Raw genomic sequence first — 25,865 nt, 5'->3', positions numbered from 1 at the left:
GCGTCGGCTTACGCCCGTCTCATGCAGAAACTCGGCATTGTCTTGGGCATTGCAAGCGTCGTGTTCACGTCGGCTTGCACGGGCGGGGGTGACACCGGTCTCACGGGAGGGACGATCACGGGGCCGACGGGGAGCGGATCGGGCACATCGGGGCCAGGCGGCAGCGGCAGCGGCGGCGACGGTGGCACCGGCGGTGACGGTGGCATGGGCCAGGGTGGCGCGGGTGGATCGGGGCAAGGCGGCGCGGGCGCGGGCGGCGGCACGCCGATGCCGGTGTTCGATCCGAACAAGGACGGGCCGTTCACGATCGCCGAGATGGACGACAAGCAGTGGAAGGCGTCGACCGGCGACACGGTGCCGATGCACGCGGCGTATCCCACCGAGGGCCCTTCGAGCGGGCCGTATCCGGTCGTCGTCGTCGCGCACGGCTTCCAGATCGCGGCGAGCCAGTACTACGGCTACTTGAAGCGCCTCGCGAGCTTCGGGTATGTCGCGGTCACGCCCGACTATCCGACGTCGTTCTTGGGGAACGACAACACGAAGGCCACGCAGAACATCATCAGCGCCCTCGACTGGGTCGAGTCGAAGCCGAGCCTCCAGGGCGACACGAAGCTCGCGGGCGCCACGGGCCACTCGCTCGGCGGCAAGCTCGCGATCTACGCGGCGAAGCTCGACGATCGCTTTCAGGCTTCGATCGTGCTCGATCCGGTCGACGGCGCGCCCAGCAATCCGATCGACCCGAACCCGATGTGCACGGCCCCCGCGTGCATCGACGTGAGCGAGCAGCTCCCGATCGACAAACCCACGGGTTTCCTCGGCGAAACGCTCGACGGCATGAGCGGCGGCTTCCAGCCCGCGTGCGCGCCCGCGGCGGAGAACTTCATCACGTTCTACGCGGAGACCACCTCGCCGAGCGTCGCCGTCACGATCAACGGCGCGAACCACGTCGGCTTCGTCGACAACACGCAGACCTGCGGCGTCGCCTGCAGCGCGTGCAAGATGCCCACGCTCGACAACGCCACGGTGAACGCCCTCTCCCGCGCCTACGTCACCGCGTTTTACGAGCGCTACCTGCGCGGCAACAAAGGCTACGACACCTACCTCACCGGCGCCGAGGCGCAGGCCCGCTACGTCGATACGGGCATCGCCTCGATCCAGTCGAAGCCCTAGCAACCTCGTGCAGCGCAGCCTTTGCGCGGAGCCGCACCGGTTGCATCACGACGTGAGCTTCTCGGCGTGCCGGACCACGAGCACCGATCGGTCCGCGTGGTTCACGACCTTCGCCGCCGTCGTCCCGATCAGCCGATCGAGCCCCTGATACCCGTGCGACCCGATCATGATGAGGTCCACGTTCTCGTCCTTGGCCGCCTGGCAGATCGCCTGCCACGGCGTGCCGACGGCGACCCGCACCGGCCCGCGCAGCTCCTCGGGCACGCGCTCGAGCTCCTTCTCGACGTAGCGCAGCGCCTCTTGTTCGAGCAGCCCTTCGAGCGACGACGGCGGCAAGGCGTAGGCCTCCGGCGGCAGCTCGACCGGGATCCCGATCGCCCGCATCAGGATGAGCCGGCTGTTCGTTCGCCGCCCGAGGTCGATCGCCGCGTCGAGCACGTCCTTCGCCCGCGGGGAAGCATCGAGACCAACCAGAATCCGGTGCATAATCCGTCGCTCTCCTTGTTCTACGCGGCACGGGCCTAACACGGCCCGTGCCATGCGCCCAGCACCCTCGTCGCGCCACGCCGGCACAGATCTTCCAGGCAACCAGGGTCCACGATGCGATGGCTACGCGTCCCCGAGAGCTGGCCCCGCCGGCGGGTCTTCCCCGTCCTCGGCCTCCTCTTCGCCCTCGGCACGCCCCTCGGCCTGCTCGTGCTCCGCGCCCTCCTCGCCGGCGCGCCACCCACGCCTGCCTCGCTCGTCACGGAAGCCAAGGCTGATCCCGTCACCCTCGGCTACCTCGTGTTCACCTCGTTGCTCGTGTTCGTCCTGCTCGGTCGCGCCCTCGGCGCACGCGAGGACGCGCTCGCCGAGGCCAGCATGAAGGACCCGCTGACGGGCCTCTCGAACCGTCGCCACCTCGATACGCGGCTCGCCGAGGAGATCACGCGCCTCGTGCGGTACGAGGGCTCCGTCGCGCTCCTCCTGCTCGACGTCGACCACCTCAAGGAGATCAACGACCGCGGCGGCCACGAGGCTGGCGACGTCGCGCTGCACGCCGTCGCCGAGGCCTTGCGCCGATCTTGCCGCGCGATCGACCTGCCTTCGCGGTACGGCGGCGACGAGTTCGCCGTGCTCTTGCCGGAGACGACGGCCGTGCAGGGCGTCGAGCTCGCCGAGCGGATCCGTGCGTCCTTGCGCGCCGTGCCCGGCGCGCCGACCGTGTCGATCGGCCTCGCCGACCTCTACGCAGCGGCCGCGCCCCTGCCCCTCGCGCTCTTCGAGGCCGCCGACGCGGCGCTCTACGCGGCCAAGACGGCAGGACGAGATCGCGCGGTCGTCGCGCCGCCCACGCCTCCACGATCGTCGGCCCTCGGCGAGGGACCCGCGGGCTGATTCTGCGCTACGCTGGGCGTTCGAAAGGACCCGCGATTGAGCCGAGGCGATAGTCTGCCGCTCTCTCCGAGCGTCGACGCCATCCTGTCCATCGACGCCGTGCCGCCGCCCACGACGCTCCTTCGCACGCCGGCCTTCTGCGACATGATCGTGGGGTACCACCGTCTGCGCCTCCTCCACGACGGCGCGCAGACCTTCCCCGCGATGCTCGAGGCCATCGCGCACGCGCGCTCCACCATTTGCCTGGAGACGTACATCCTGCGCGATGACCACGTCGGACAGACCTTCGCGTATGCCCTCGCCGAGCGCGCGCGCGCGGGCGTCGAGGTCAACCTCCTGTACGACGCGTGGGGTTCGTCCGTCTCGGGGGACTACGTCGCGTCCCTGGAGGAGGCGGGCGTGCGGGTCGTCGAGTTTCGCCCCGTGCGCATGGCGCTCCAGAATCGGAAGCTCTTGCGCCACGTCGTCCGGAGAAACCACCGCAAATCGCTCATCGTCGACTCGCACATCGCATTCACCGGCGGGATCAACATCTGCGGCGATTACGCGCCGAAGGACATCGCCAGCGCCCCGCCCTGGCGCGACACGCACCTCGCGCTCGAGGGCCCTGCGGCGCTCGAGCTGCAATACTTCTTTTTGCGCACCTGGACGAAGGCCAAGGGCCCGGCGCTCGACGAGCCGCGCTACAGCTTCACGGGTCGCCGCGCGGATCCGCGCGTCCGCGTGATCACGAGCGACATGCACCGCGGCCGCGCGGGCATCCGCGACGCCTACCGCGCGGCCATCAAGAGCGCCAAGCGGCGCATCTGGATCACGAACGCCTATTTCCTCCCCTCGCTCGGCCTCCTCCACGCGCTCAACGACGCGGCCAAACGCGGCGTCGACGTGCGGCTCATGGTCGCCGGCACGACGGACGTCCCGGCGGTCCTGCACGCTTCGCGCTCGATCTACGGGCGCCTCCTCGAATCCGGCGCGCGCCTCTACGAATGGACGGGCCGCGTCCTCCACGCGAAGACGGCGGTCGTCGACGGGCATTGGTCGACCGTCGGGTCGAGCAACCTCGACATGCAATCGCTGCGGCAGAACCTGGAGGCGAACGCGATCATCGAGGACGAGCGGTTCGCGCTGGCGATGGAGGCCATGTTCCTCTCGGACCTCCCCCATTGCCACGAGGTCACCCGGACGAGCTGGGGAAAACGTCCGCCGTGGGAGCGGGCTGCCTCCTGGGCGGCCTATCTCTTTCGGGATTGGCTGTAACGACGAAACGCGCCCCCGCGACGCATGCAAAGGCCCGCCCGTTGCATGACGCCCGTCCATCATGTCGAGCAGCAAGCCCCCGCCTCGGAGCCCGCTCCCCGAGGTCCATCGTCTTCCGATTCGCGTCCTCGGCACCGGCGGCAAAGGATTGCTCGTCGAGTGCCCCCGCCGCACCAAGGAAGTCCACGTCGATCGCTGCGCCCTCTGCGCGGCGTGCACCGGCCTCTCCATCCGCGATCGATACCTCGTCTGCACCGGCGCTCCCGACGCGCACGAGACCGAGGAGAACGAACCTCCACGGGCCGGCGACGCACCCCTTGCATCCGAGGCGCAAGCTTTGCGCCACCGCGGCGTCCGGATCGGCTGGTTCGGCGCGGACCTCCCCTTGATCGAAGGCAGGATCGAAGGCAACGTGGACGACGGCTCGTCGCCCGAGCTGCCGTGATCATGGACCGGAAGGCTGCTTCTCCTCCTCCCCGCGCGCAAACGGACGAAAGCCTGGTCCAGGAGCTCCTGCGGTATGTGCGCTTCAGCGAGGAGGACGCGCGCCTCCTCCGCGCGCTCCGGCCCCTCGCGGCCCCGCATTTCGAGCGCATCGCCACGGCTTTTTACGACCGCATCCGCGAGCACGGCGACGCGCACGACGTCTTCACCGGCGAGGCGCAGATCAAGCGGCTCCAGGGCTCCATGGTCCGCTGGATGGATCGGCTCTGCACAGGCCCGCACGACGAGGCGTACTTCAAGAAGACCCTCGAAATCGGCCGGATCCACGTCCAGATCGGCCTCCCGCAGCGCTACATGTTCACCGCGATGGCGCTCATCCGCGTCGCGCTCCTCCGCGTCGCCGACGACACCATGGGCGACGACGCGCGGGCCTGCCGCGAGGCGCTCGACCGCGCCCTCGACCTCGAGCTCGCGGTCATGCTCGAGAGCTACCGCGATCATTTCCTCGCGCGCACGCAGCAGCGCGAGCGCCTCGAACGGGCCGAGGTCGACCTCGCCTTGCGCCGCACCGAACACCGCTACGTCAGCGCCGTCGAGCTCGCCCGCGTCCTCGTCGTCGGCCTCGATCGCGAAGCCAAGATCCGCCTCTTCAACCGCGAGGCCGAGCGCGTCACCGGCCTCGGGCGTGAGGAGGTCTTCGGCGCGCGTTTCCACGAGGCGCTCCTGCCCGAGGCCCTCCACGAGGAGCAAGCGGGGCTCTTGCAGACGCTCCTCGACAGCCACGACGGCCGCGCCTCGCTCGACGACGTCGAGAGCGCGGTTCGCACCCGCGCCGGCAAAATCCGCGACGTACGCTGGCACTTCGCGTATGCGCCGGGCGACGACGACGACATCGTCCTCTTCGCCGTCGGCCGCGACACGACCGACGAGAACGCGCTCGCCGTGCGGCTCCGGCAAAACGAGAAGCTCGCGGCCGTCGGCACGCTCGCCGCGGGCCTCGCGCACGAGATCAGAAACCCGCTGAACGGCGCCCAGCTCCACGTCACCTTCCTCGAACGAGGCCTGCGCAAGAGCGGCGCCGACGGCGAGCAGCTCGAAGCCGTCCACATCGTGGGCGAAGAGATCAAGCGGCTCGGCAAGCTCGTCAGCGAGTTCTTGGATTTCGCGCGCCCCAAACCCCTCGAACTCCGCCCCACGCCCGTGCGCGCCGTGTGCGAGCGCGCGGGCAAGCTCGCCGAGGCCCGCGCGCTCCAGACCGGCGTCACGCTCACCCTGGAGCTGCCCACGAGCGAGCTCGTGCTCGATCTCGACACGCCCAAGATCCAGCAGGTCCTCCTGAACCTCCTGCAAAACGCGATCGAGGCGCTCGAACCCACGGGCGGCGGCACGGTCACGCTCCGGGCGCGGCGAAGGCCGCGGGACGTCGTCATCGAGGTCGAAGACGACGGGCCCGGCCTCGCGAGCCCCGACGCCCCGATCTTCGACCCGTTTTTCTCGACGAAGCCCGAGGGCACGGGCCTCGGCTTGGCCATCGTCCACCGCATCGTCACCGACCACGGCGGCACGATCGACGTCGACAGCCACCCTGGCAGGACGATATTCCGTGTCTCGCTCCCCGTCCGCCTCGGCGCGCACGACGCCGAGGGGAATGCGGGGAAGGTCCTCCCTTGAGGCTCCCATGACGGATACGAAAATCGCGGGCAAACCCAGGGCGCGCGTGCTCGTCGTCGACGACGAGGCGAGCGCCCGCTCCGGCCTCGAAAAGCTCTTGCGCCAGGAGGGCTACGCGGTCGACGCCGCGGCCGATGGCCCGAGCGCGCTGCAAATCGCCGCCGATCGCCCGCCGGACGTGGTCGTGACCGACCTCAAGATGCCGCGCATGGACGGCCTCGAGCTCTTGCAGAAGCTCCGCGCCACGTACCCTGGCGTCCCCGTGATCATGGTGACCGCGTTCGGCGAGGTCTCGACCGCCGTCCAGGCCATGCGCAGCGGCGCGGACGATTTCATCACGAAGCCCGTCGATTTCGACGCGCTGGCGTTCTCGATCGAGCGCGTGATCGAACGGACGAACCTCAAGGCCGAGGCCGAGGAGCTGCGCCGCCAGCTCCGCGAGCGCGAGGGCGAAGGGTTCGAGGGCCTCATCGGATCGAGCGCTGCGCTGCAGAAGGTCTACCGCGTCGCCAAGCAGGTCGCCCCGGCCCGCGCCACGGTCCTCATCACGGGCGAGAGCGGCACGGGCAAGGGCGAGCTCGCGCGGGCCATCCACAAAAAAAGCCCGCGCGCGAGCGGCCCCTTCATCACGTTGCATTGCGCGGCCCTCGCGGAGAGCCTCCTCGAAAGCGAGCTCTTCGGCCACGAGCGAGGCGCCTTCACCGGCGCGGACAAACGCCGCGTGGGCCGGTTCGAGCAGGCGAACGGCGGCACCTTGTTCCTCGACGAGGTCGGCGAGATCCCGCCGGCGACGCAAGTCAAACTCCTCCGCGTCTTGCAGGAGCGCACCTTCGAGCGGGTCGGCGGCAACGACCCTGTCGAGGTCGACGTCCGCCTCATCGCCGCGACGAACCGCGACCTCGCGAAGGACGTGCACGACGGCCGTTTCCGCGAGGATCTCTATTACCGCCTGCACGTCGTGCACGTCGAGATGCCGCCGCTCCGCCTGCGCGGCGGCGACGTCCTCCTGCTCGCGATGCATTTCCTCCGGCGCTTCGCGATCGAGAACAAAAAGCGGATCGACGGCGTGACCGACCGCGCCCGCGCCAAGCTCCTCGCGCACCGCTGGCCGGGCAACGTGCGCGAGCTGGAGAACGCGATCGAGCGCGCTGTCGTGCTCTGCGAGGGCCCGCAGATCGACGAGGACGACCTGCCGATCGACGTCGCCCCGCTGCCCAAGGGCGGCGTCCGCATTCCCGGCGCCACGATGGCCGAGATCGAGCGATTCGCGATCCTCTCCACGCTCGACGCGACGAACGGCTCCACGGCGAAGGCCGCCGAGATGCTCGACATCAGCGTCCGCACGATCCAGTACCGCCTGCACGAGTACGGCGTCGCCGCGAAGGAAAAAGAGAAAAAGGGCGCCGGCTGAGAGGGTATTCCACAGGCGTCGCGAGCGGCTCGCGCAGCCGCCTGGGGAACACCCTCTGCGTGGCACGGGGTTTGTACGTCCCTTGCGCGTGGACACGCAAGAACGGCCGCGGCGACTGGTCCTTCTGGTGGACGACGACATCCGCTCGGCGCGTATCTTCGTGCGGATGCTCCGCGAAGACGGCTTCGACGTCGAGGTCGTGCACGACGGCGCCCACGCCATCGGCAGGCTCTCGCGCGCGCCCATGCCCGACGTCCTCGTCACGGACCTGCAAATGCCGCATGCCGACGGCATCGCCGTCGCGAAATACGCGCGCTCCGAAAACCCCGCGCTGCCGATCTTCATGGTGACGGGGTATCCCGAGATCGTCGCGGCCCGCGCCAAGGCATTCGATCCCGAGCCACGAATCTTCACGAAGCCGCTCGATTATCCGACCTTCGCGAAGGAGCTCGATCGGTCGGGCACGTGAGCGCACGCCTTGCGCGCTGGCGCAAACCGCGCGCCCCGCGGGGGGTTTCTCCGTGCTAGGTTCCCGCCCATGACGGAGTTTCGTCGTTTCCGCGGCACCATCGGTTACCTCACGAACGAATCCCTCGAGGCCGCGGTGAACTGCGCCCTCGCGCTCGAACGTCCCCTGCTCGTGAAGGGCGAGCCTGGCACGGGCAAGACCCTGCTGGCCGAGGCCATCACGCAGACGCTCGAGACCGAGCTCATCCCCTGGCACGTGAAGAGCACGACCCGGGCGCAGGACGGCCTCTACGTCTACGACACGGTCCAGCGCCTCTACGACTCGCGCTTTGGCGACGGCGACGTCCGCGACATCCGCCGTTACATCAAGCTCGGGCCCCTTGGCCGCGCGCTCGCCGCGGAGAAACGCGTGGTCCTCCTCATCGACGAGATCGACAAGGCGGACCTCGAGTTCCCGAACGACCTCTTGCACGAGCTCGATCGCATGCGGTTCCGTGTGACCGAGACGGGCGACGAGTACGTGGCGAAGGAGCGGCCCGTCGTCGTCATCACGAGCAACAACGAAAAAGAGCTCCCGGACGCGTTCCTGCGCCGCTGCGTCTTTCACTTCATCGATTTCCCCGAACGCGAGTTCATGCGGCAGATCGTGAACGTCCACCACCCGGAGCTCGCGCGGGCGCTCGTGGACCAGGTCCTTTCGGTCTTCTACGAGATCCGCAACATGTCGCGGCTCCGCAAGCGCCCCTCCACGAGTGAGCTCATCGACTGGATCGCCGCGCTCCGCAAAGCCGGCATCGACGAGGTGAAGCTCGAACAGGCGCTCCCCTTCCTCGGCGCGCTGCTCAAAAAAGAGCAGGATCTCGTCGCGTTCGCCGATCAGCTCGCGGGCGGCCGCAAATACCGCTCCTGACGCGTCGCATCCTGGATCCTTTTTTCCCCACGGTGGGACCTCGAAGATCCAGGATCGTTGCCCCACCCCCTCCCAGTTTCACGCAATGACACGGTAGTCCTACGTCGTGGCTGCGTCTTTTTGTCCTCCAACGGATGGCATGACGAATGCAATGATACCTGGGCGGCTCCCCTCGAAAAGCCGGCACGAAGTTGCTTGACGCCGGAACGAAAACGGGGGAAAGCCGAAAGCCCGTGCACGAAGGTCTTCGGGTCTTCGGGTTCGGCTGGAAGGCCGTCATCTGCCAGCGCGCAATGAGGCGTAGACTGAGTCCAGGGGACGGCACGACCAAACGGAAGAGGTTTGCACCATGGCTCTCAATGCGTATCTCCGTCTGAAGGGGCAGAAGCAGGGCGAGATCAAGGGCTCCGTGACCCAGAAGGGTCGCGAGAACAGCATCATGATCATCGCGGTCTCGCACGAGATCATGAGCCCCCGCGATCCGGCGAGCGGCCTGCCGACCGGCAAGCGCATGCACAAGCCCTTCATCGTGACGAAGGAGCTCGATAAGGCGTCGCCGCTGCTCTACAGCTCGCTCGTCAACAACGAGAACATCTCGGAGTGGGAGCTCAAGCACTTCACGCCGCAGGTGAAGGCGCAGCAGGGCGTCGGCACCGAGGTGAACCACTACACGGTGCGCCTGATCAACGCGAACATCGCGTCGATCAACTTCCGCATGCCGAACAACCGGAACCCCGATCTCATGAAGTACGCCGAGTACGAGGAGATCGCGTTCACGTACCAGAAGATCATCTGGACGTGGACCGAGGGCGGCATCACGGCCGAGGACGACTGGGAGACCCCGATGGGCTGATGTTGGGCTAACGCCCAGCAAACCAAACCGGGCGGCCAAACGGCCGCCCGGTTTCATTTTGTCGCCCCGCAAAAACCCGGAGGGATGGGGGGGCGTCGCCCCCCACACCCTTACATCCTGCTCACCCGCCGGTGCCGGGCAGCGTGGCCGCCGAGAGCCACTGGAAGCCGTCCAGGATCGCGAGCGAGTCGTACGACGCGTCGCCCACGTCCCACAGCGCGATCCGGATCTCCACGATTTGCCCGGGGATCACATTGCCCGCGGTCGTCAGCCAGAACGTGCCGCCGCCGATCAGACAATCACCGTCCGATTCGAAGCCCGTGCCCATGAGCTGCGTCGAGCCGAGCGAGCACGAGGTCGCGCTGACGCTCGTGTCCCAGCAGAACGGCGACGTGGCCTGCGAATCGCACACGGCGAAGAGATTCGTGCCCTGCGCGATGTTGATCCCGATCGGCCATTTCTGGTTGCCCGACGTGAACGTCATCAGGTTCTTGTCGACCGGGTTCGGCGTCGGCGACGGCACGCCGGTCGGCGTGTCGACGAGCGCGATGAACTGGTCGTTGTAGCTCGTGCAGACGAACTCCGGGTATTCCGCCGACATGAAGTACGAGTTGAACGAGAAGGCCCGCGCGTTCGTGGGCGCCCGCAGCCGGAGGACGAGCATGACCGAGTCCTCGGCTTCCGGCGTGTTGCTCGCGTTGCAGCCCGGGGAATCGGGCAGGCCGTTCGCGGGCTTGAGCGGCAAGTTTGGCGTGGCGAACCAATCCTTGACCGAATGCTCCCCGCCGCCCGAGATCAGCACGTTGCTCACCGGCGTGTGCTCCGACGACACGTTGAAGCCCCCCGGCGCGCCGCCGTTCGGCCCCGGGTTCGTCTGCGTCGCGTCCGCGGCGATGCCGCTCGAGAGCACGACGGCGCTCTTGCCCTCCAGCACGGCCGGCGTGATGCCGCCGAAGCTCTGGCGGATCGAGGTCGCCTGCATATCGACGAGCGCCGAGCCGTCGGCGCGCAGGAGCTTGGCGCTGATGAGGCCCCACGTCTTCTCCGCCTTCGGCGCGTTCTCCGTCGTCACGCGGCAGATGCCGAGCGCCTTCGCGTAATCGGTCGGGGACGACGAATTCGAGACCAGCCCATCGTCGCAAGAGACCGTGTCTTCCAGGTCGAAGAGATCGGTCTTCGCGTTGCAGTTGTCGTCGATGCCGTTGCCCACGACCTCGATCGCGCCCGGGTTCACCTTCTCTGGCTCGGCGCCGCAGAGGCCGGGTTTGTCGCAGCAATCACCCTCGCTCGCGAGCCAGCCGTCGTTGTCGCAGTCCGTCGTCGTGCTGTCGCAGACCTGACAGGTCCCGTCCACGCACGTCGCGCCGGTGGCGCACTTGTTGCCGCACGTCCCGCAGTTCGCCGGGTCCGACGCCGGCAAGACGCAGAGCTGTCCGCATTGCAGGAACGGCGCATTGCATTCGCCGATGCTCACGCACATGCCTGCCGCGCAGAGCTGCCCCGAGGGGCACGCCGTACCGCACGCCCCGCAATGCGCCGGGCTCGTGTCGAGATCCACGCAGCTCGACCCGCACAGGGCCGAGCCGCCGAGGCACGTGACGCCGCATTGCCCCATCGAGCAGACCTGGCCCGCGGCGCACGCCGTTCCACACGCGCCGCAATTCGCCGGATCCGTGTCGAGATCCACGCAGACGCCGTTGCAAGCCGTCGCGCCCACGCACGACGTCCCGCATTGCCCCGCCGAACAGATCTGCCCCTCGGCGCACGCCGTCCCGCACGCCCCGCAGTTGTTCGGGTCGTTCGCGAGGTCCGCGCAGAGGTCGTTGCATTGGGTCGTGCCGCCGAGGCACGTGATCCCGCACTGCCCCTGCGAGCAGAGCTCGCCGGCCGCGCAGGCCTTGCCGCAGGCGCCGCAGTTCGTCGGGTCGAACGCGAGGACCGTGCAGGCCTCCCCGCAGAGCGTCGTGCCGGGCCCGCAGACCGAGCCGCCACCCTGCCCTGCGCCGCCCATCCCCGCGCCGCCCTGCCCCGGGGAGCCGCCCTGGCCCGCGGTGCCGCCCTGCCCGCCGGCCGCGTCGTCGCCGCCTCTCCCATCGCCGCCCGAGGCCGTGTCCGAGGTGCTGGTCGCACACCCCGCCCACGTCGCCGCCGCGCCCACGGCGAGCACCGTTACGAGCGTCGCGTTCTTGAAACCAAGATTGGATACGCTGGAAAATTTTGTCATGACGAACGTCCCCCGTTTGGAAGGAACGGCCTTCCTTACCAGAGTTTCCTCCGGGCGAGCGCCCTTTGTCGGCGCAGCGCACGTTTTCGCCTGGGGTTGAAATCGTCGCGCGGTTTCGCTAAAGGCGTCGCCTCGTGTACTCGGGTGCGCGTATCGCCGTGGTGATCCCGGCGTTCCGGGAAGAGGATCGGATTGCGGAGACGGTGCGGACCGTGCCTTCGTTCGTGGATCACGTCGTCGTGGTCGACGACGCGAGCGACGACGCCACCTCGGCCGCCGCGCGCGCCGCGGGGGACACGCGCCTCGTGCTCGTGCGGCACGCGGACAACCGCGGCGTCGGGGCGGCCATCTTGACCGGGTATCGCGAGGCGCGGGCGCTCGCGGCCGACGTCGCGGCCGTGATGGCAGGCGACGGGCAGATGGATCCGCTCGACCTGCCCGCCGTCGTCGGGCCCGTAGCGCGCGGCGAAGCCGATTACGTCAAAGGCGATCGCCTGCGCCACCCCTCCGTGTGGAAGGACATGCCGCTCCACCGGCTCCTCGGCACCTCGGCGCTCGCGTGGATGACGCGCCATGCGGCGGGATTGCCGTCGCTATCGGATAGCCAGTGCGGGTATACCGCGATCGGCGCGGCGGCGATGGATTGCCTGCTCCACGAGGGGATGTGGGCGCGGTATGGATACCCGAACGACTTGCTCGGCACGCTCGCCCGTCATGGACATCGCATTCACGAGGTCGCTGTAAAACCCGTCTACCGCGGCGAGGCGAGCGGGCTCCGGCCCTGGCATGTGTTCACGATTGGATACGTGGTCGGGCGCGTCGCAGCACGTCGCGCGGCGTCGTCGCTCAAATCACGCTGATCACGCGCTCGCCATGTCTCCAACGGATCACGCCGAATCGTCTTCTCGAATTTCTTCTCCTCCCAAAGAACCCGTTTCTCCGGACCGTCATCGAACCGCCGCCGCCTCACGCCGGCCCGAGGACCTCTCCCCGACGGACGCCTCATCTAGGGGCTAACGTTCGGCCACGTCCGCGGCTAGCGTGGCGGCGTGGCCAGGACGGAGTCGACCAGGAAAAAGGAGCAAGAGCCTTTGACCAAGAGCAGCGGACGCAAGCTCTTCGGGACGGATGGCGTTCGTGGGACCGCGAACGAACCGCCCATGACGCCCGAGATGGCGTTGCGACTCGGGCGCGCCATCGCGTTCGTCGCGCGGCGCGGAAAAGGCCGCAAGGTGCGTGTCGTCATCGGCAAGGACACGCGGCTCAGCGGCTACATGTTCGAGACCGCGCTCGCCTCGGGCATCTGCGCGATGGGCGGTCACGTCATGCTGAGCGGCCCGATCCCCACCCCGGCCGTCGCGCAGCTCACGCGGAGCATGCGCGCCGACGCCGGCGTCGTGATCAGCGCCAGCCACAACCCGTACGGCGACAACGGCATCAAGATCTTCGGCCCCGACGGCTTCAAGCTGCCGGACGCCGAGGAGGCCGCGATCGAGCGGCTCATGGAGGGCGGCGAGCTCGACGCGCTCCGCGTCACCGGCGCCGCCATCGGCGACGCCATGCGGCTCGAAGACGCGCGCGGCCGGTACGTCGTGTTCTGCAAGAACACCTTCCCCGCGCAGCTCTCGCTCGACGGCGTCAAGCTCGTCTGCGACGCCGCGCACGGCGCCGCCTACAAGGTCGCGCCGCTCGTCTTCGGCGAACTCGGCGCGGACGTCGTCCCGCTCGGCGTGAAGCCGAACGGCCGCAACATCAACCGCGACTGCGGCGCCTTGCACCCCGACCACGTGGCCTCCGAGGTCGTGCGCAAGGGCGCCGCGCTCGGCATCGCGCTCGACGGCGACGCCGACCGCGTGATCATGGTCGACGAAAAGGGCCAGATCGTCGACGGCGACGTGATCATGGCGCTCGTCGCGCTCCGCCTGCTCCGCCAGGGCAAGCTGCCGCACGGCACCGTGGTCAGCACGGTCATGTCGAACCTCGGCCTCGAACGCGCGCTCGCGGCCGAGGGCGGCCGCGTCGAGCGCACCGCCGTCGGCGACCGGTACGTCGTCGAGGCCATGCGCGCCGGCGGCTACAGCTTCGGCGGCGAACAATCCGGTCACCTCATCTTCCTCGACCACGCGACCACGGGCGACGGCATCGTGGCGGCGCTCCAGGTCCTCGCGATCATGCTGGAGTCGGGCAAGCCGCTCTCGGAGCTCGCGTCGCGGGCCATGCAGCGCGTGCCGCAGGTGCTGGAGAACGCCACGTTCGTGCGGCGCTTGCCGCTCGAATCGATGCAGACGATGCGGCTCGTCGTCGACCGCGTGGAGAAGACGCTCGGCGGCAAGGGCCGCGTGCTCGTGCGCTGGAGCGGCACGGAGCCGAAGCTCCGCGTGATGGTCGAGGGCGAGGACGAGGCGCTCATCGCCCGGTACGCGCAAGAGATCGTCGAGGCCGCGAAGAGTGACGTCTCGAGCGTCGCGGCGGGGTAAATTCCGCGCGTGCTCCTCCTGCTCGATGTGGTGACGCGCGCCGCGCGTCTTCTCTTGCTCGCGCTCGCGCCGCCGCTCTTCTCGCCCGAGCCCTCGCCCCCCGCAAACCCGATCGTCGCGGCCATCCTGGCCGTGCTCCTCCTCGGCGCCGTTCTCTACGGCGCCGTACGGCTCCGCGCGTGGGGGGTGCCTCGGCGGGGGTTCGCGTGGAGCGCGGCGTTCGCGTGGGTCTCCGTCGCGGCCGCGCTCGGCGCCGCGCTCTACTTCCGCGACGGCCGCGCGCCGCTCGGCCAGGGCGTGGTGTTCGTCGCAGTCCCGGCCTGGGCCTCCCTCCTGCTCGTGGCCTCGACGCTCGCGGGCGAGAAGCTCCCGCGTGTTCGCCATGCGCAGGGCTTTGCGGCCCTCGCCGTGCTCACGCTCGGCGCGCTCGTCTTTGCGTCCGCTTCGTCCTGGCTCACCTCTCCCATGCAGATGTGGTGGGAAGCGCTGCGACGCGACGGCGAGCATCCCCGCGCGATCGGCGAGCTCACGCGCAAGCCGCTCGGCGCGCGGGACTTTCTGGCGGCCCGCGCCGTCGTGGACGAGTGCTTGCGGCTGCACCCCGGGAGCTGCCGCTGCCAGGGCGAGCACGCCGAGATCGCCATCCGCGCCCGCGACTTCGTGCAGGCCGAAGGCCTCGCGCGCGCCGCCCACGAGCGTTGCCCCAGCGACGCCGCTCTGCGCGCCCTCCATGCGGAAACGCTCGGCCTGAGCGGTCAGTCGATGCAGGCCGAGGAGGCGGCCCGGCGCGCCCTCGCCCTCGGCGGCGCGGAGGCGCGGCTGCGCTACGCCCTCGCCCTCGCGCTCGCCGGTCAAGGCAAGGACGCCGAGGCGATGCGGGAGGCGAGGCGCGCCGTCGAGCTCGGGGCCGGCCGAAGCGCCGCGCTCTTCGTCGGCGCCTCGGCCCTCGTGAAGGGTGATCTCGACGAGGCCGCCCGTGCGCTCGGCCCGCTCGTCGCCGCTGAGCCGGGCGACGCCGAGGCGCAGTACGACCTCGGGCTCGTGGCCGATCGCCGCGGCGACTACAACGCCGCGCGCGCGGCCTACCTCGCGGCCCTGCGGGCGGACCCGACCTTCGCGGACGCGCGCTACAACCTCGCGCTCCTCACGTTCCGGCGCGGCGTCGTCGACGAAGCGAAGCACCACACGCAGAAGCTCCGCGAGGCGCACCCCAAAGACCCGCGCGGCGCCGAGCTCGCCCGGTCGTTGGGCCTCCAATAGTGGGAACGCAAGCCGTAGGCGCTCAAGGCTTCTGGGAAAGCCGCGCGCGCGCGGCCTCGGCGGTCTTCGTGTCGCCGATGCCCTCGGCCATGCCGAGCATCTTCGTCCAGAGCGGGCGCGCCTCGGCCGGCCGCCCGGCCTGGTCGAGCGCCGTCGCGAGCTGGAATGTCGCGCCGTAGTGATCCGGGTGATGCGCGAGCACGGCGCGGAAATGCGCCGCCGCGGCCTCGGGGTTTTTCCTGTTGTAGAGCGCGTCGAGGCCGAGCTGCATCGAGGCCGTCGGATCGTCGAGCGACAAGGTGTTGAGCTGCGCGTCGATCGCAGCCGTCCGCGCGCGGGCGTGCTCGGCCGTCTTCGTGTCGCCGATCCCGTCGGCCATCGCTGCCATCTTCGCCCAGAGCGGCCGCGCGCCGCGGGGATCTCCGGCCTGTTCGAGCGCCGTCGCGAGCTGGTACGTCGCGCCGTAGTGATCGGGGTTTTGCGCGAGCACCTCGCGGAACCGCGCCGCCGCGAGGACGGGATCGTTCTGCGTGTAGAGCGCCGCGAGCCCGAGGTTCATCGGATCCGGCTGCGCGCCGGGGCTCCGCGGAGCGGCCGCGCGCGGGCTCGGCGGCACGGCCGGCAGGACCGCGCCGCCCGGTTTTCCGGCTGGAAGCGGGCTCGACGCTTTCCAGGCGATGACGATCGCCAGCACGCCGACCACGACGGCGCCGAGCCAGAACACCACGAAGCTCGGCCCGCCGGCCTCTTTCGGCGCGCGCGCGGCGGCCTTCGCGGCGGGCTTCTCCGAGGCCTCTTCGTCCCTGCTTTTTGCGTTGGTTTCGGGTTCCGTCACGGCGACTTTCCTTCGAACGACGAGCCCCACGAGCAGGGCCCCGAGCGCCGCGAAAAAGACGAGCGGGAAGGCGCCCGCGCCCGCACGCGCAGCGGGACCCGGCAGGGCCCCGAGCGCGCGGAGGACGTCGTACGTGGTGGGATCATAGGTGCGAAAGGTGATGAACGTCTCGTGGAACAGGGCGAGCTCGAGCACGGCCGAGGGGATCACCCAGGCCGCGACGAACGCGGCCCCGCGCGCCCGCCCGGCCCAGGGGAACGTGACGAGCGCCCACGCGGCGAGCAGGCGGAGGATCGGGTCGAGCACCACGAGGAAACGCAGGTTCTTGGGCAGCCCCGCGAACGCGACGAGCGAGACGAGCAGGAAGGCCACGAGCCAGCGCGCGCCACGATCGTCGCGGGGGCGCTCGGCCAGACGCGCGAGCGCAAAGGTCGCGAGGACGCAGACGATCGGCGCAAGCACGAAGAGGTCGAACAGGGGCCGGTGCGGCGGGCCGCCCTGGTACTGGATGTTGTAGTCGCCGAGGAACGAGGCCTGCGTGACGCGGAGCAGGTCGAAGAAGGCCGAACCGTCGCGGCCGAGGAGAACGAAGCCCGCGAAGAAGAGGACCGGCGGGGCCAGGAAGAGCAGCGCCTCCGCGGCGCGGATGCGCGAACGCGAGGCGAGAATGGTCGCGGCCGCGAGGGCCGCATACGGAAAGACGAACGCCTCCTTCACGGCGAACGCGAGCGTCGCGAGGAGCACGAACAACGCCATGGGTCGAAGCCGCGCGCGGAGCGACGACGGGCGTTCGTCCTGGAAGAGCCGCACGAGCGCCCACGCCGCGGCCAGGAAGACCGCGCAGTACACCTCGTCCTGGAGCGCGCGGCGCGAGAGGGCGAGCTGGAGCGGCGACGTCACCGTGAGCGCGGCGGCGACGAGCCCTGCGCGTGGACCCACGAGGCGCGCGCCGAGCAGGTACGTGAACACGATCGACACGATCCCCGCGATCGTCGAGAGCCACGCGAGCGCGCGGCCGTCACACGGCGCATCCGCAGCGCACGCGAGCGAGGTCATCACGAAGTAGCCCCACCGGAGCGGCGTGGGGGACGCCGCGAGATCCGCGCGTTCGAGGTGGGTCGCGACGAGCCGCGGGTACGCGGACCACCCCTCGCGCAGGAGAAACTGCGTCGAGGAGACGTAGTACGCCTCGTCCGCGGGCGCATACGACGCGGCGTCGTTCCACAGGATCCGGAGCGCCGCCCCGAGCCCCACGAGCCCGAGCAGCACGGCATACGTGCGGACGAACGTCACGAGTGCCGCGCCGAACGAGCGCAGGATCATCGTTTCGCCTGGGGAGGTTTTTCCGGGGCGGCCTCGGCAGCTTTCTCCTGCGCCGCTTCGAGCGCCTCGACGCGGGCCTTCGCCTCGCGCTGGAGATCGGCGACGTGCTGCTTCTGCGGGCCTTCGAGCGGCAACCCGAGCAGCCGACGAAACGCGGCGAGCGCCTGCGGAGTGCGCCCGAGGTCCTGGTTCGCCATGCCCACGCCGAAGAGCGCCGGCGGCGCGACCGGATCGGCCACGAGCACCCCTTCGAGCACGTCGAGCGCCGCGACCGACTTCTTCCGCCGCGCCAGCGTGAACCCGAGCGCGATCGACGTCCCCACGTCGGGCCGAAGCTCCAAGGACGCCCGGAGCGCCCGCTCCGCCTCGTCGAGGTTGCCCGCGCCGAGCAGCGCCTGCCCGAGCAGGCCGAGCGCCTCCGGGCTCCGCGGATCCATCTGCGCCGCGCGCTGGAGGTCCGCCGCGGCCTCGGCGTGTTTGCCCTGCTGCAGGCGCGTTTGCCCCAGCGCGAGCCGCGTCCCGAAGTCGTCCCCCGCCTCCAGCGCCGCCACGAACCGCTCGATCGCGCCGGGCGCATCCCCTTCGGCGAGCTTGATCTTCCCGAGCCCCGCGAGTGGCCCGGCCGCCCCGGGCCGCAACACGAGCGCCCGCTCCAGCGCGACCTTCGCCTCCGCCGCAGCCTCCGGCCTTCCGGCGAGCAACGCGCCCAGCGCCGCGTGCGCCACGTACGCATTCGGATCGGCCTTCACGGCCTCGGCGAGCTTCAGCCGCGCGCCTTCCCGGTCCCCGCGCCGCGCGAGCACGTTCCCGAGCGCGGTCAAGCACACGGCTTCGAGGCCCTTCTCCGTCCCGCGCAAAAACTCCGCCTCGTACGCCACGTCGTCCAGCGCGTCCGCGGCGACCCGCGCGGGGCTCTCGGCCATGAGGGAAACCCGCGCCCGCATCTGCGCCCGTTGCACGCGCGCATCGTGCGGCGCGAGCTCGTGCGCGTGGGCGTACGCGGCGAGCGCCTCCCCGTACCGCCCCTCCGCGAGCGCCTGATCCCCCCGGCCGAGGTGTGTCACGGCGAGGTCGGGCAGCGCGTCGCACCCCCCGGCGAGCGCCACGACCAGCAAAAAAGGCCGCAAGACGGCTTGGCAAGCCGCGGCGCGAGCGGAGATTCGGCGATCCATGGGCCTGCCGTTGTACTCCGCCGGGTCGCCCTCGCGGAAGCGCGTCGCGTCTGCCACGCGGCTTGACAGCCCACGCGTGGTCAGGGTTTTCTGCAGATATGCGCCTAGATCGCCGCCTGGGGCGGACTCGGTCGATCCTGGCTGGGGCCGCGGTCTTCCTTTTCGCGTGTCCGTCCCTCGCGCAAGACGCGAGCGCGACCGGCGCCCTCGAGCGCTTCCAGCCCTCCGTTGCCGGCGACGCGCTCTTCGGCGTCCCCTCCCCGGGCGTCGGCGGTCACCTCATCCCGCGCGCCAAGGCCGTCGTCGACTTCGGCCTGAGCCCGCTCTCGATCCAGGAAGGCGACACCCGCTACGCCATCGTCTCGCAGCAGACGTTCCTCCACGTGAACGCCTCGCTCGCGCTCTGGGATCGGCTGCTCGTCTCGCTCGACATGCCCTTCGCGCTCGCGCAGGGCGGCGACAGCCCCACCGTCCTCGGCGCGCAGTTCGCCTCGCCGCAATCGGCCGAGGTCGGCGACCTGCGCATCGGCGCGCGCGTGCGGCTCTTCGGCGCGGATCGCGGCGCCTTCCAGGTCGGCCTCGGCGGCTACCTCTACACGCCCACCGGCCCGGCCGGCTACGCAGCCGAAGGCGCGGTCCGCGGCGAGCCACACGTCATCCTGGGCGGCCGCGTCGATCGGTTCCTGTACAGCGTCTCGGTCGGCACGACCCTGCGCGCCTCGGCCCGCCCGCACACGTTCGACGCGCGCGCCGGCGCGGCCGTGGTCTTCGGCAAGGACTTCTTCCAGGTCGGCCCCGAGCTCTCGCTCTCGACACCGTTCTCGCGCGAAGTCCTCCTCGACACGGAGGACACGCGCATCTCCGTCGCGTCCCCCGTCTCGGCCGAGCTGCTCGTCGGCGCCAAGCTCCGCCCGCTGCCCTTCCTGGTCGTCGGCGCGGCCGCAGGCCCCGGCCTCACGCAGGGGTATGGAACGCCCGTCTTTTCGGCAGTCGGCAGCATCGGCTACGAGCCCCAAGCCGCCCCGGCCGACAAGGACACGGACGGCGACGACATCCCCGACAAACGCGACGCCTGCCCCGAGACGCCGGGCCCCGCGAACGACGATCCCCACAAGAACGGCTGTCCGGTCGACACCGACGGCGATCACATCGCGGACAAACAGGACGCCTGTCCGAACGAGCCCGGCCCGAAGAACGAAGATCCGACGAAGAACGGCTGCCCGCCCGACACCGACGGCGACTCCATCGTCGACACGAAGGACGCCTGCCCGAGCGAGCCCGGCGCGAAGAGCGCGGATCCCAAGAAAAACGGCTGCCCACCCGACACGGACGAAGACGGCATCCTCGACGCCGTCGACGCCTGTCCCAAGGATCCCGGCGCGCCAAACGAGGACCCCAAGAAGCACGGCTGCCCGCCCGATCGCGACGCGGACACGATCCCCGACAAGACAGACGCATGTCCCGACGTGCCCGGAAAGCCCGATCCGGAGCCGCAGCACAACGGCTGTCCAAGGGTCGAGGTCACGTCGAAAGAGATCGTCATCCGGCGCCAGATCCGCTTCCGGTTCGGGTTGTCGAGCCAGTACCAGACGGTGGATCCGATGAGCGACGACCTCCTGCACGAGGTCCGCGACGCGATCCTCCAGCACCCCGAGATCGAGCTCATCGAGGTGCAAGGCCACGCCGACGCGGTGGGCGCCGACGAGTACAACAAGATCCTCTCGCAGAGCCGCGCCGACTCGGTGCGCGCCTGGCTCATCAAGCGCGGCATCCCACCCGAGAAGCTCGTGGCCAAAGGCTACGGCGCAACGGTGCCCGTCGACTCGAACGAGTCGAAAGAAGGCCGCCAGCAGAACCGCCGCGCAAACTTCGTGATCATCAAGAAAAAGGAGCCTTGAACCTCGCCCGAGGCCGGCTCTACAATCGACTCATGGCTTCCCTCGCGCGTCTCTCGGTCGGATCCCTCGCGATCTTCGCGGTGATGGGCGTCCTCGGCTGCGACGCAGGAGGCCTGCTCGTCGTCGAGGACAAGGAAAACGAGCCCCCGCCCGTCACAGCAAAGGGCCACCCCGCGACGGAAATCGTCGCCGGCGGCACCCAGGTGCGCAACGGCAAGTACAAGCTCATCTACACGATGGGCCAGCCCACGCCGCAAAGCGTCCAGAAGCAGCCCGAAGGCCGTCGCCTGAACGGCGGTATGCCCGGCGCCACGCAAGAGCCCTGACCTGGGCCGCCGCGCCGGGGCAACGCCCCGGCGCAACGGCCTGCGAGGAGAGGTTCGGCTATCGCCCGTCGTGCATGAGCGGCAGGAGCGCTTGCAGCCATGCGAGCGACGGATCCGCGGCCGCGCTCGGGCCCTGCGTGCTCGGGTTATCGATACGCGCGGGCCTCGACGGAAGCGGCTCCGGCGTGATGCCAAAGCGTAGATCCGCGTAATGGGAGAGGCGCCCAGCCGGCGTGATCTCGTCTGCGCGGTTGCAGACGACGTGCCACTGGAAGGGCATGTTGGACGCCCCGCCGCCGAGCTCCACCACGTCGAAGCCTGTCGCGGTCTTGTTTTTTACGACCACGCCGCGCGTTTGCTCGTTTTCTTCGAGCTGGATGAACACGCGGAGCGGGTGCCGCTCGTCGACCTGGACGTTGGACGTGAAGATCGGGTCGAGCTCGACGTGGGCGAAGCCGTGGTCGAGCTTTGCCTCGCCGTAGTCCTCGAAAAGCACCTCCGGGGCCTCGGGCGCGTAGAGGGTCACGCGGCGCTGGCCCGCGGCATCGGTCGGGTCGAGGACGGTGGTCGAGACGACGCCGATGCCCAGGATCTTGAACATCGTTCCGCCGTCCCAGAAGTTGATGCGGGCGACGTCGTTGGCGTTGTCGGTGTACACGGCTTGTGAGACGCCCGTCGGGGCGGTGTTTTTCGAAAAGGTGCCTGTGTCCCAGCCGGTGAACGCGCCGCCGGAGCCGGCGACGAGGATGAAGCCGCCGACGTTTTGGCCCGCGCCGTGGATGGCGGTGCCGCTCGGGCTGTTGTTGTCGCCGTATACGGCCGCGAGGCCTCTCTGGCTCGTCACGCCATACACGCCCGAACCACCGACCGCGTCCAGGGCTTCCGGCGCGGAGTTGATGCCGACGATCGCTGCGCCGGTGGTCGTCGTGTTCTCGGAGAGGATTGTGCGGACCGTGCTCGCCGAGGTGGCGTGGAACGGGGAGTTCGGGGCGGTGGTGCCGAGGCCGACGTTGGTGCCGTTGTCGAAGAGCCGCGAGTTGCCGCCCGTCGTGGCGCTCGTGAACTTGATGATGTAGTTCGTCGTGCCGTTGATGTTCGCCGAGCCCGCCGGGCCCTGGAGGCCTTGCGGACCCTGGGCGCCCGTCGCGCCGATCGGGCCCTGCGCGCCCACGGCGCCCGTCGCGCCGATCGGGCCCTGCGGACCCTGGATGCCTTGCGGACCCTGCGCGCCCACGGCGCCCGTCGCGCCGATCGGGCCCTGCGGACCCTGGATGCCTTGCGGACCCTGCGCGCCCACGGCGCCCGTCGCGCCGATCGGGCCCTGCGGGCCCACGGCACCTGTCGCGCCGACCGGACCGATCGGACCCTGCGGCCCCTGAATGCCTTGCGGCCCCTGGGCGCCCATGGCGCCCGTCGCGCCGATCGGGCCCTGCGGACCCACGGCACCTGTCGCGCCAGTGGGTCCCACCCCTCCCACGGGACCCGTCGCACCCGCCGGCCCGACGGGTCCAACCGCGCCCGTCGGGCCTACGGCCCCCTGCGGGCCCATCGCACCCGTCGCGCCCATGGGTCCGATGGCCCCCTGAGCACCCGTCGCACCCTGCGGACCCATGGGTCCCACCGCGCCCGTGGGACCTACAGCCCCTTGCGGACCCATCGCACCCGTCGCGCCCATGGGTCCCACGTCTCCCTGAGCACCCGTCGCACCCTGCGGACCCATGGGTCCAACCGCGCCGGTGGGGCCTGCGACCCCTTGCGGGCCTACCGCACCTGTGGGCCCCATGGGTCCGATGGCCCCCTGAGCACCCGTCGCACCCTGCGGACCCATGGGTCCCACCGCGCCGGTGGGACCTACAGCCCCCTGCGGACCCATCGCACCCGTCGCGCCCATGGGTCCCACGTCCCCCTGAGCACCCGTCGCACCCTGCGGACCCATGGGTCCAACCGCGCCCGTCGGGCCTACGGCCCCTTGCGGACCCATCGCGCCCGTCGCGCCCATCGGACCCACGGGACCCACGGCGCCGGTCACACCGGTCGCGCCGGTTGCGCCGGCCGGACCCATCGGCCCCATCGGACCCGCAGGCCCGATCGCGCCGGCCGGCCCCATCGGTCCTATCGGCCCGACCGGACCCGCCGGACCCATCGCACCCGCCGGACCCATCACGCCCGTCGCACCTGCGGGACCCGCCGCGCCCTCCGCACCCGTCGGGCCTTGTGGACCCGTCGGACCCACGAGCCCCGTCGGCGGACCCACCCACTCGCCGTTGTTGTTGATGACCTCGGTCCCGTTGATCGTGACGCTCGTCGGGTGGATGTCCCCGTTCACGTCGTTCGCGAGCAACGCATACGGCACGCTCTGGATCGGCGCGCGCGGCTCTAACTCCGGATCGTCGGCGATCGTGATCCCCAGGTACCGCACCGACCCGTCGAACAGTTTGTCGAACGGCACGAGCGAGCCGAGCGAGACGGAGTAAAACCCCTCGTCGAAGTCGACCTTGTGCTCTTCGCTCCAGAGCGGCGTCTGCGCGTTCGGCGCGTCGTAGATCGCGAACCTCACCGTCAGCGAGCCGTGGATCGGCGCGTCGTCCGCGTCGAAGAGCCGCCCTTGGTTGGTGATCGTCACGGGCACGGCCGCGCTCGCGCTCATCGCCGCCGCCGACACGCTGCCCGCGAGGAGTGCAGCCGTGATCCACCGCCGGATCGTATGCGTCTTCATGCCAAGCGCTCCGCCGAGTCGAAAGAGCCACAAGCCGATCCGCGAACGCGCGCGCGTGGGATCGAGCGCGCGTGGATCTCCTCTCGATCGTAAACGCCTCGCGAGAAAACAGTCAATCGCCGCGGTGGCTCCGCGGACGTGGTCTCCCGAGCCAGCCAAAGACCACCACCCCGAGCAGATTCGCCGCGAGGTCGCCGAGGCTGAAGGTCCGCACCGGCGAAAACTTCTGCGCGCACTCCTCAATCGTGGCGAGCAGCCCCACCACCGACGGCCCCGCCGGCAGCCCCATCCGCGGCACGCGCGCGTCGCCCGTGGCCCGCCGCGCGAGGAACGAAGCGCCGCCGAGCAGCAGAAAGTGCAGCACCTTGTCGAGGTAGGGCGTCGACAGGACGGCGAGCGGCAGCCCCCGCGCATACGCGAGGCCCGAGACGATCCCGAGCAGCACCACGTACCCCGCCAGGGCGAAGCGCCACGCGCGGACCGAGTGCTTCCCGTCCCTCTCCGGATCCGTGCCCACAAACGACGAAGGGCGCCGCTTGTTCTGCGGCGCCCTCGTCGTCCTTCGTGCCGGTGGAGCTGAGGGGAATCGAACCCCTGACCTCCTGACTGCCAGTCAGGCGCTCTCCCAACTGAGCTACAGCCCCGTCGTGCTTGGGAGGCGCAGTATCTACAGCCTCCCAGCGCGTTTGTCTCCTGTTTTTTTGGCGATCCAACCCACACCGATGCACTTTTCCGCCTGCGCGGACGGCCGGGGGTGGGTCTGCTCGGTCAGAAGCCCATCAACTTGGCGATGTAGTACTTCATGGTCTCGGTCGTCCCGCCGCCGATGCGGAAGAGCCGCTGGTCGCGCCAGGCGCGGGCGATCGGGAAGTCCTCAATGTAGCCCCAGCCGCCGTGGAATTGCAGACACGTGTCCATGATGTCGCTCACCACGTCGCCCACGAGCACCTTCGCCATCGAGATGTATTTCACCGTGTCGAAGCTGACCGCCTGCTTCTTCACGTATCGCTCGTCGTTGTATTGGTCGACGCACTTGTAGACGAAGGACTTCGCCGCCTCCGCCCGCGTGAAGAGGTCCACGAACTTGTGCTGCCAGACCTCGCGCTTGAGGATCGGCTTGCCGAACGCCACGCGATCGCGGCCGTACGCGATCGACTGGTCCAGCATGTAGAACCCGCCGGCGAGCGCGCTGACCGAGCCGATGAGCCGCTCGCTCTGGAAGTTCTGCATCAGGTACATGAAGCCCATGTTCTCCTCGCCGAGCAGGTACCGCTTCGGCACCCGCACCTCGTCGAGGAAGAGCTCCGCCGTGTCCGAGGACTTGTTGCCGACCTTCTTCAGCTTCTTCGAGACGCTGAAGCCCGGCAGGCTCGTCGGGACCAGGAAAAACGAGCAGCCGTGCGCCCCGCGGTCGGGGGTCGTCTTCGCCAGCAGCGTCACGAAATCGGCCCGCGTCCCGTTCGTGATGAACGTCTTTTGCCCGCTGAGCACGTAGTCGTCGCCGTCCTTGCGCGCCGTCGTGAGGATGCCCGCCACGTCGCTGCCCGCCGCAGGCTCGCTCACGCCGAGCGAGATCACCTTGTCCCCCGCGAGCACGGGCTTCAAAAACTCCTCGATCTGCTCCTTCGTCCCGAGGTCGCTGATCACCGGGGTCGCCATGTCGCTCTGCACGAGCAGGCCCATCGTCACGCCGGCCAGGCGGGAGCGCGGCAGCTCCTCCGCCTTCGCCGCGCTGAACCAGTAGTCGAGCCCCATGCCCCCGTGCTCCTCGGGGAAATGGGCGCCGAGGATGCCGAGCTCACCGGCGCGCTTGAACACCCAATTCGGGAAGCACTCGTCGGCCTCCCATTCCTCCGCGTGTGGCGCGAGCTCCTTCTCGGCGAACGCGCGGACGGTCTTCCGGAACTGCTCGTGCTCCTCGGTGAACGGCTGCCACATGGCCACGAACTCCTCGGTTTGCGCCGGCCCCCGGGGCGCTCTCACCCCACGATTTCCCGGCGTTTCCACGATGATTCGTACACGAAATATTCGCGGGCGCAAGAGGAAGAAATGTGAGGCTGTACCCCGGCC

At 69.8% G+C, this 25,865-nt stretch carries 21 protein-coding genes and 1 tRNA gene; 14 read left to right on the top strand and 8 right to left on the bottom strand.

Translation table 11 applies throughout. The annotated features are described in order from the left end of the window. Positions 1–21 precede the first annotated feature (21 nt). Positions 22–1,170: a poly(ethylene terephthalate) hydrolase family protein gene (locus tag QHF89_RS07040; RefSeq protein WP_136965843.1), complete on the top strand. Its 1,149-nt coding sequence runs from the start codon at positions 22–24 to the stop codon at positions 1,168–1,170. A gap of 45 nt (positions 1,171–1,215) precedes the next feature. Here QHF89_RS07040 and QHF89_RS07035 read toward each other — a convergent pair whose 3' ends face one another. Further along, the gene (locus tag QHF89_RS07035; protein ID WP_284720180.1) at positions 1,216–1,656 is read right to left on the bottom strand and encodes a universal stress protein; all 441 of its coding nucleotides are present in this window, start codon (positions 1,654–1,656) and stop codon (positions 1,216–1,218) included. Between the two features lie 114 nt (positions 1,657–1,770). Here QHF89_RS07035 and QHF89_RS07030 point away from each other — a divergent pair, with 114 nt between their 5' ends. The 8 genes from QHF89_RS07030 (at position 1,771) to tssD (ending at position 9,564) form a co-directional block, all read left to right on the top strand. Beyond that, positions 1,771–2,550 (top strand): GGDEF domain-containing protein, encoded by a 780-nt coding sequence (locus QHF89_RS07030; protein ID WP_136965845.1) that lies wholly within the window; start codon positions 1,771–1,773, stop codon positions 2,548–2,550. A 36-nt stretch (positions 2,551–2,586) separates the two neighbouring features. After that, on the top strand, positions 2,587–3,807 hold the full coding sequence (gene clsB, locus QHF89_RS07025) for a cardiolipin synthase ClsB (RefSeq protein ID WP_284720179.1): 1,221 nt from the start codon (positions 2,587–2,589) through the stop codon (positions 3,805–3,807). Positions 3,808–3,868: 61 nt separating this feature from the next. Further along, complete coding sequence (locus tag QHF89_RS07020; protein WP_136965846.1) at positions 3,869–4,252, top strand: hypothetical protein; 384 nt, start codon at positions 3,869–3,871, stop codon at positions 4,250–4,252. A 2-nt stretch (positions 4,253–4,254) separates the two neighbouring features. Further along, positions 4,255–5,922, top strand: a complete 1,668-nt coding sequence (locus tag QHF89_RS07015; protein ID WP_136965847.1) for a protoglobin domain-containing protein — start codon at positions 4,255–4,257, stop codon at positions 5,920–5,922. Between the two features lie 7 nt (positions 5,923–5,929). Continuing rightward, the gene (locus tag QHF89_RS07010) at positions 5,930–7,333 is read left to right on the top strand and encodes a sigma-54-dependent transcriptional regulator (protein WP_136965848.1); all 1,404 of its coding nucleotides are present in this window, start codon (positions 5,930–5,932) and stop codon (positions 7,331–7,333) included. 127 nt (positions 7,334–7,460) lie between these two features. Then, positions 7,461–7,802, top strand: a complete 342-nt coding sequence (locus QHF89_RS07005) for a response regulator (protein WP_284720178.1) — start codon at positions 7,461–7,463, stop codon at positions 7,800–7,802. A gap of 69 nt (positions 7,803–7,871) precedes the next feature. Continuing rightward, positions 7,872–8,711, top strand: a complete 840-nt coding sequence (locus tag QHF89_RS07000) for an AAA family ATPase (protein WP_136965850.1) — start codon at positions 7,872–7,874, stop codon at positions 8,709–8,711. Positions 8,712–9,060: 349 nt separating this feature from the next. Next, the gene (gene tssD, locus QHF89_RS06995; RefSeq protein WP_136965851.1) at positions 9,061–9,564 is read left to right on the top strand and encodes a type VI secretion system tube protein TssD; all 504 of its coding nucleotides are present in this window, start codon (positions 9,061–9,063) and stop codon (positions 9,562–9,564) included. A gap of 121 nt (positions 9,565–9,685) precedes the next feature. Here tssD and QHF89_RS06990 read toward each other — a convergent pair whose 3' ends face one another. Further along, positions 9,686–11,788, bottom strand: coding sequence for an MXAN_6577-like cysteine-rich protein (locus tag QHF89_RS06990; RefSeq protein ID WP_136965852.1), 2,103 nt, complete (start codon positions 11,786–11,788; stop codon positions 9,686–9,688). Positions 11,789–11,922: 134 nt separating this feature from the next. Here QHF89_RS06990 and QHF89_RS06985 point away from each other — a divergent pair, with 134 nt between their 5' ends. From QHF89_RS06985 to QHF89_RS06975, 3 genes are all read left to right on the top strand, one after another. Further along, positions 11,923–12,648: a glycosyltransferase gene (locus tag QHF89_RS06985; protein ID WP_284720177.1), complete on the top strand. Its 726-nt coding sequence runs from the start codon at positions 11,923–11,925 to the stop codon at positions 12,646–12,648. A gap of 189 nt (positions 12,649–12,837) precedes the next feature. Beyond that, positions 12,838–14,265, top strand: coding sequence for a phosphoglucosamine mutase (gene glmM / locus QHF89_RS06980; RefSeq protein WP_276567954.1), 1,428 nt, complete (start codon positions 12,838–12,840; stop codon positions 14,263–14,265). A gap of 9 nt (positions 14,266–14,274) precedes the next feature. After that, positions 14,275–15,525 carry a tetratricopeptide repeat protein gene (locus QHF89_RS06975; protein WP_136965853.1) on the top strand — a complete coding sequence of 417 codons (1,251 nt, stop codon included), beginning with the start codon at positions 14,275–14,277 and terminating at the stop codon, positions 15,523–15,525. 22 nt (positions 15,526–15,547) lie between these two features. Here QHF89_RS06975 and QHF89_RS06970 read toward each other — a convergent pair whose 3' ends face one another. Further along, the gene (locus tag QHF89_RS06970) at positions 15,548–17,683 is read right to left on the bottom strand and encodes a tetratricopeptide repeat protein (RefSeq protein WP_136965854.1); all 2,136 of its coding nucleotides are present in this window, start codon (positions 17,681–17,683) and stop codon (positions 15,548–15,550) included. Next, on the bottom strand, positions 17,680–18,912 hold the full coding sequence (locus QHF89_RS06965; protein ID WP_284720176.1) for a tetratricopeptide repeat protein: 1,233 nt from the start codon (positions 18,910–18,912) through the stop codon (positions 17,680–17,682). The genes QHF89_RS06970 and QHF89_RS06965 overlap by 4 nt, the downstream gene beginning before the upstream one ends. A 41-nt stretch (positions 18,913–18,953) precedes the next feature. Here QHF89_RS06965 and QHF89_RS06960 point away from each other — a divergent pair, with 41 nt between their 5' ends. Then, positions 18,954–20,753, top strand: a complete 1,800-nt coding sequence (locus QHF89_RS06960; protein ID WP_136965856.1) for an OmpA family protein — start codon at positions 18,954–18,956, stop codon at positions 20,751–20,753. After that, positions 20,750–21,079: a hypothetical protein gene (locus QHF89_RS06955; RefSeq protein ID WP_136965857.1), complete on the top strand. Its 330-nt coding sequence runs from the start codon at positions 20,750–20,752 to the stop codon at positions 21,077–21,079. Before QHF89_RS06960 ends, QHF89_RS06955 begins: the two co-directional genes overlap by 4 nt. Before the next feature lie 58 nt (positions 21,080–21,137). Here the strand turns inward: QHF89_RS06955 and QHF89_RS06950 are convergent, their stop codons facing one another. From QHF89_RS06950 to QHF89_RS06935, 4 genes are all read right to left on the bottom strand, one after another. Further along, the gene (locus QHF89_RS06950) at positions 21,138–23,795 is read right to left on the bottom strand and encodes a collagen-like domain-containing protein (protein WP_284720175.1); all 2,658 of its coding nucleotides are present in this window, start codon (positions 23,793–23,795) and stop codon (positions 21,138–21,140) included. A gap of 112 nt (positions 23,796–23,907) precedes the next feature. Continuing rightward, positions 23,908–24,312, bottom strand: coding sequence for a VanZ family protein (locus QHF89_RS06945; protein WP_136965858.1), 405 nt, complete (start codon positions 24,310–24,312; stop codon positions 23,908–23,910). Between the two features lie 54 nt (positions 24,313–24,366). Beyond that, positions 24,367–24,439 (bottom strand) — tRNA-Ala (locus QHF89_RS06940). A gap of 124 nt (positions 24,440–24,563) precedes the next feature. Continuing rightward, the gene (locus tag QHF89_RS06935) at positions 24,564–25,733 is read right to left on the bottom strand and encodes an acyl-CoA dehydrogenase family protein (RefSeq protein ID WP_136965859.1); all 1,170 of its coding nucleotides are present in this window, start codon (positions 25,731–25,733) and stop codon (positions 24,564–24,566) included. Between the last annotated feature and the right edge of the window lie 132 nt (positions 25,734–25,865).

It is taken from the genome of Polyangium sorediatum (genome assembly GCF_029946465.1).
Lineage (GTDB): Bacteria > Myxococcota_A > Polyangia > Polyangiales > Polyangiaceae > Polyangium > Polyangium fumosum.
The sequence above is the reverse complement of the archived record's forward strand: the minus strand, read 5'-3'. Positions and strand labels throughout refer to the sequence as shown.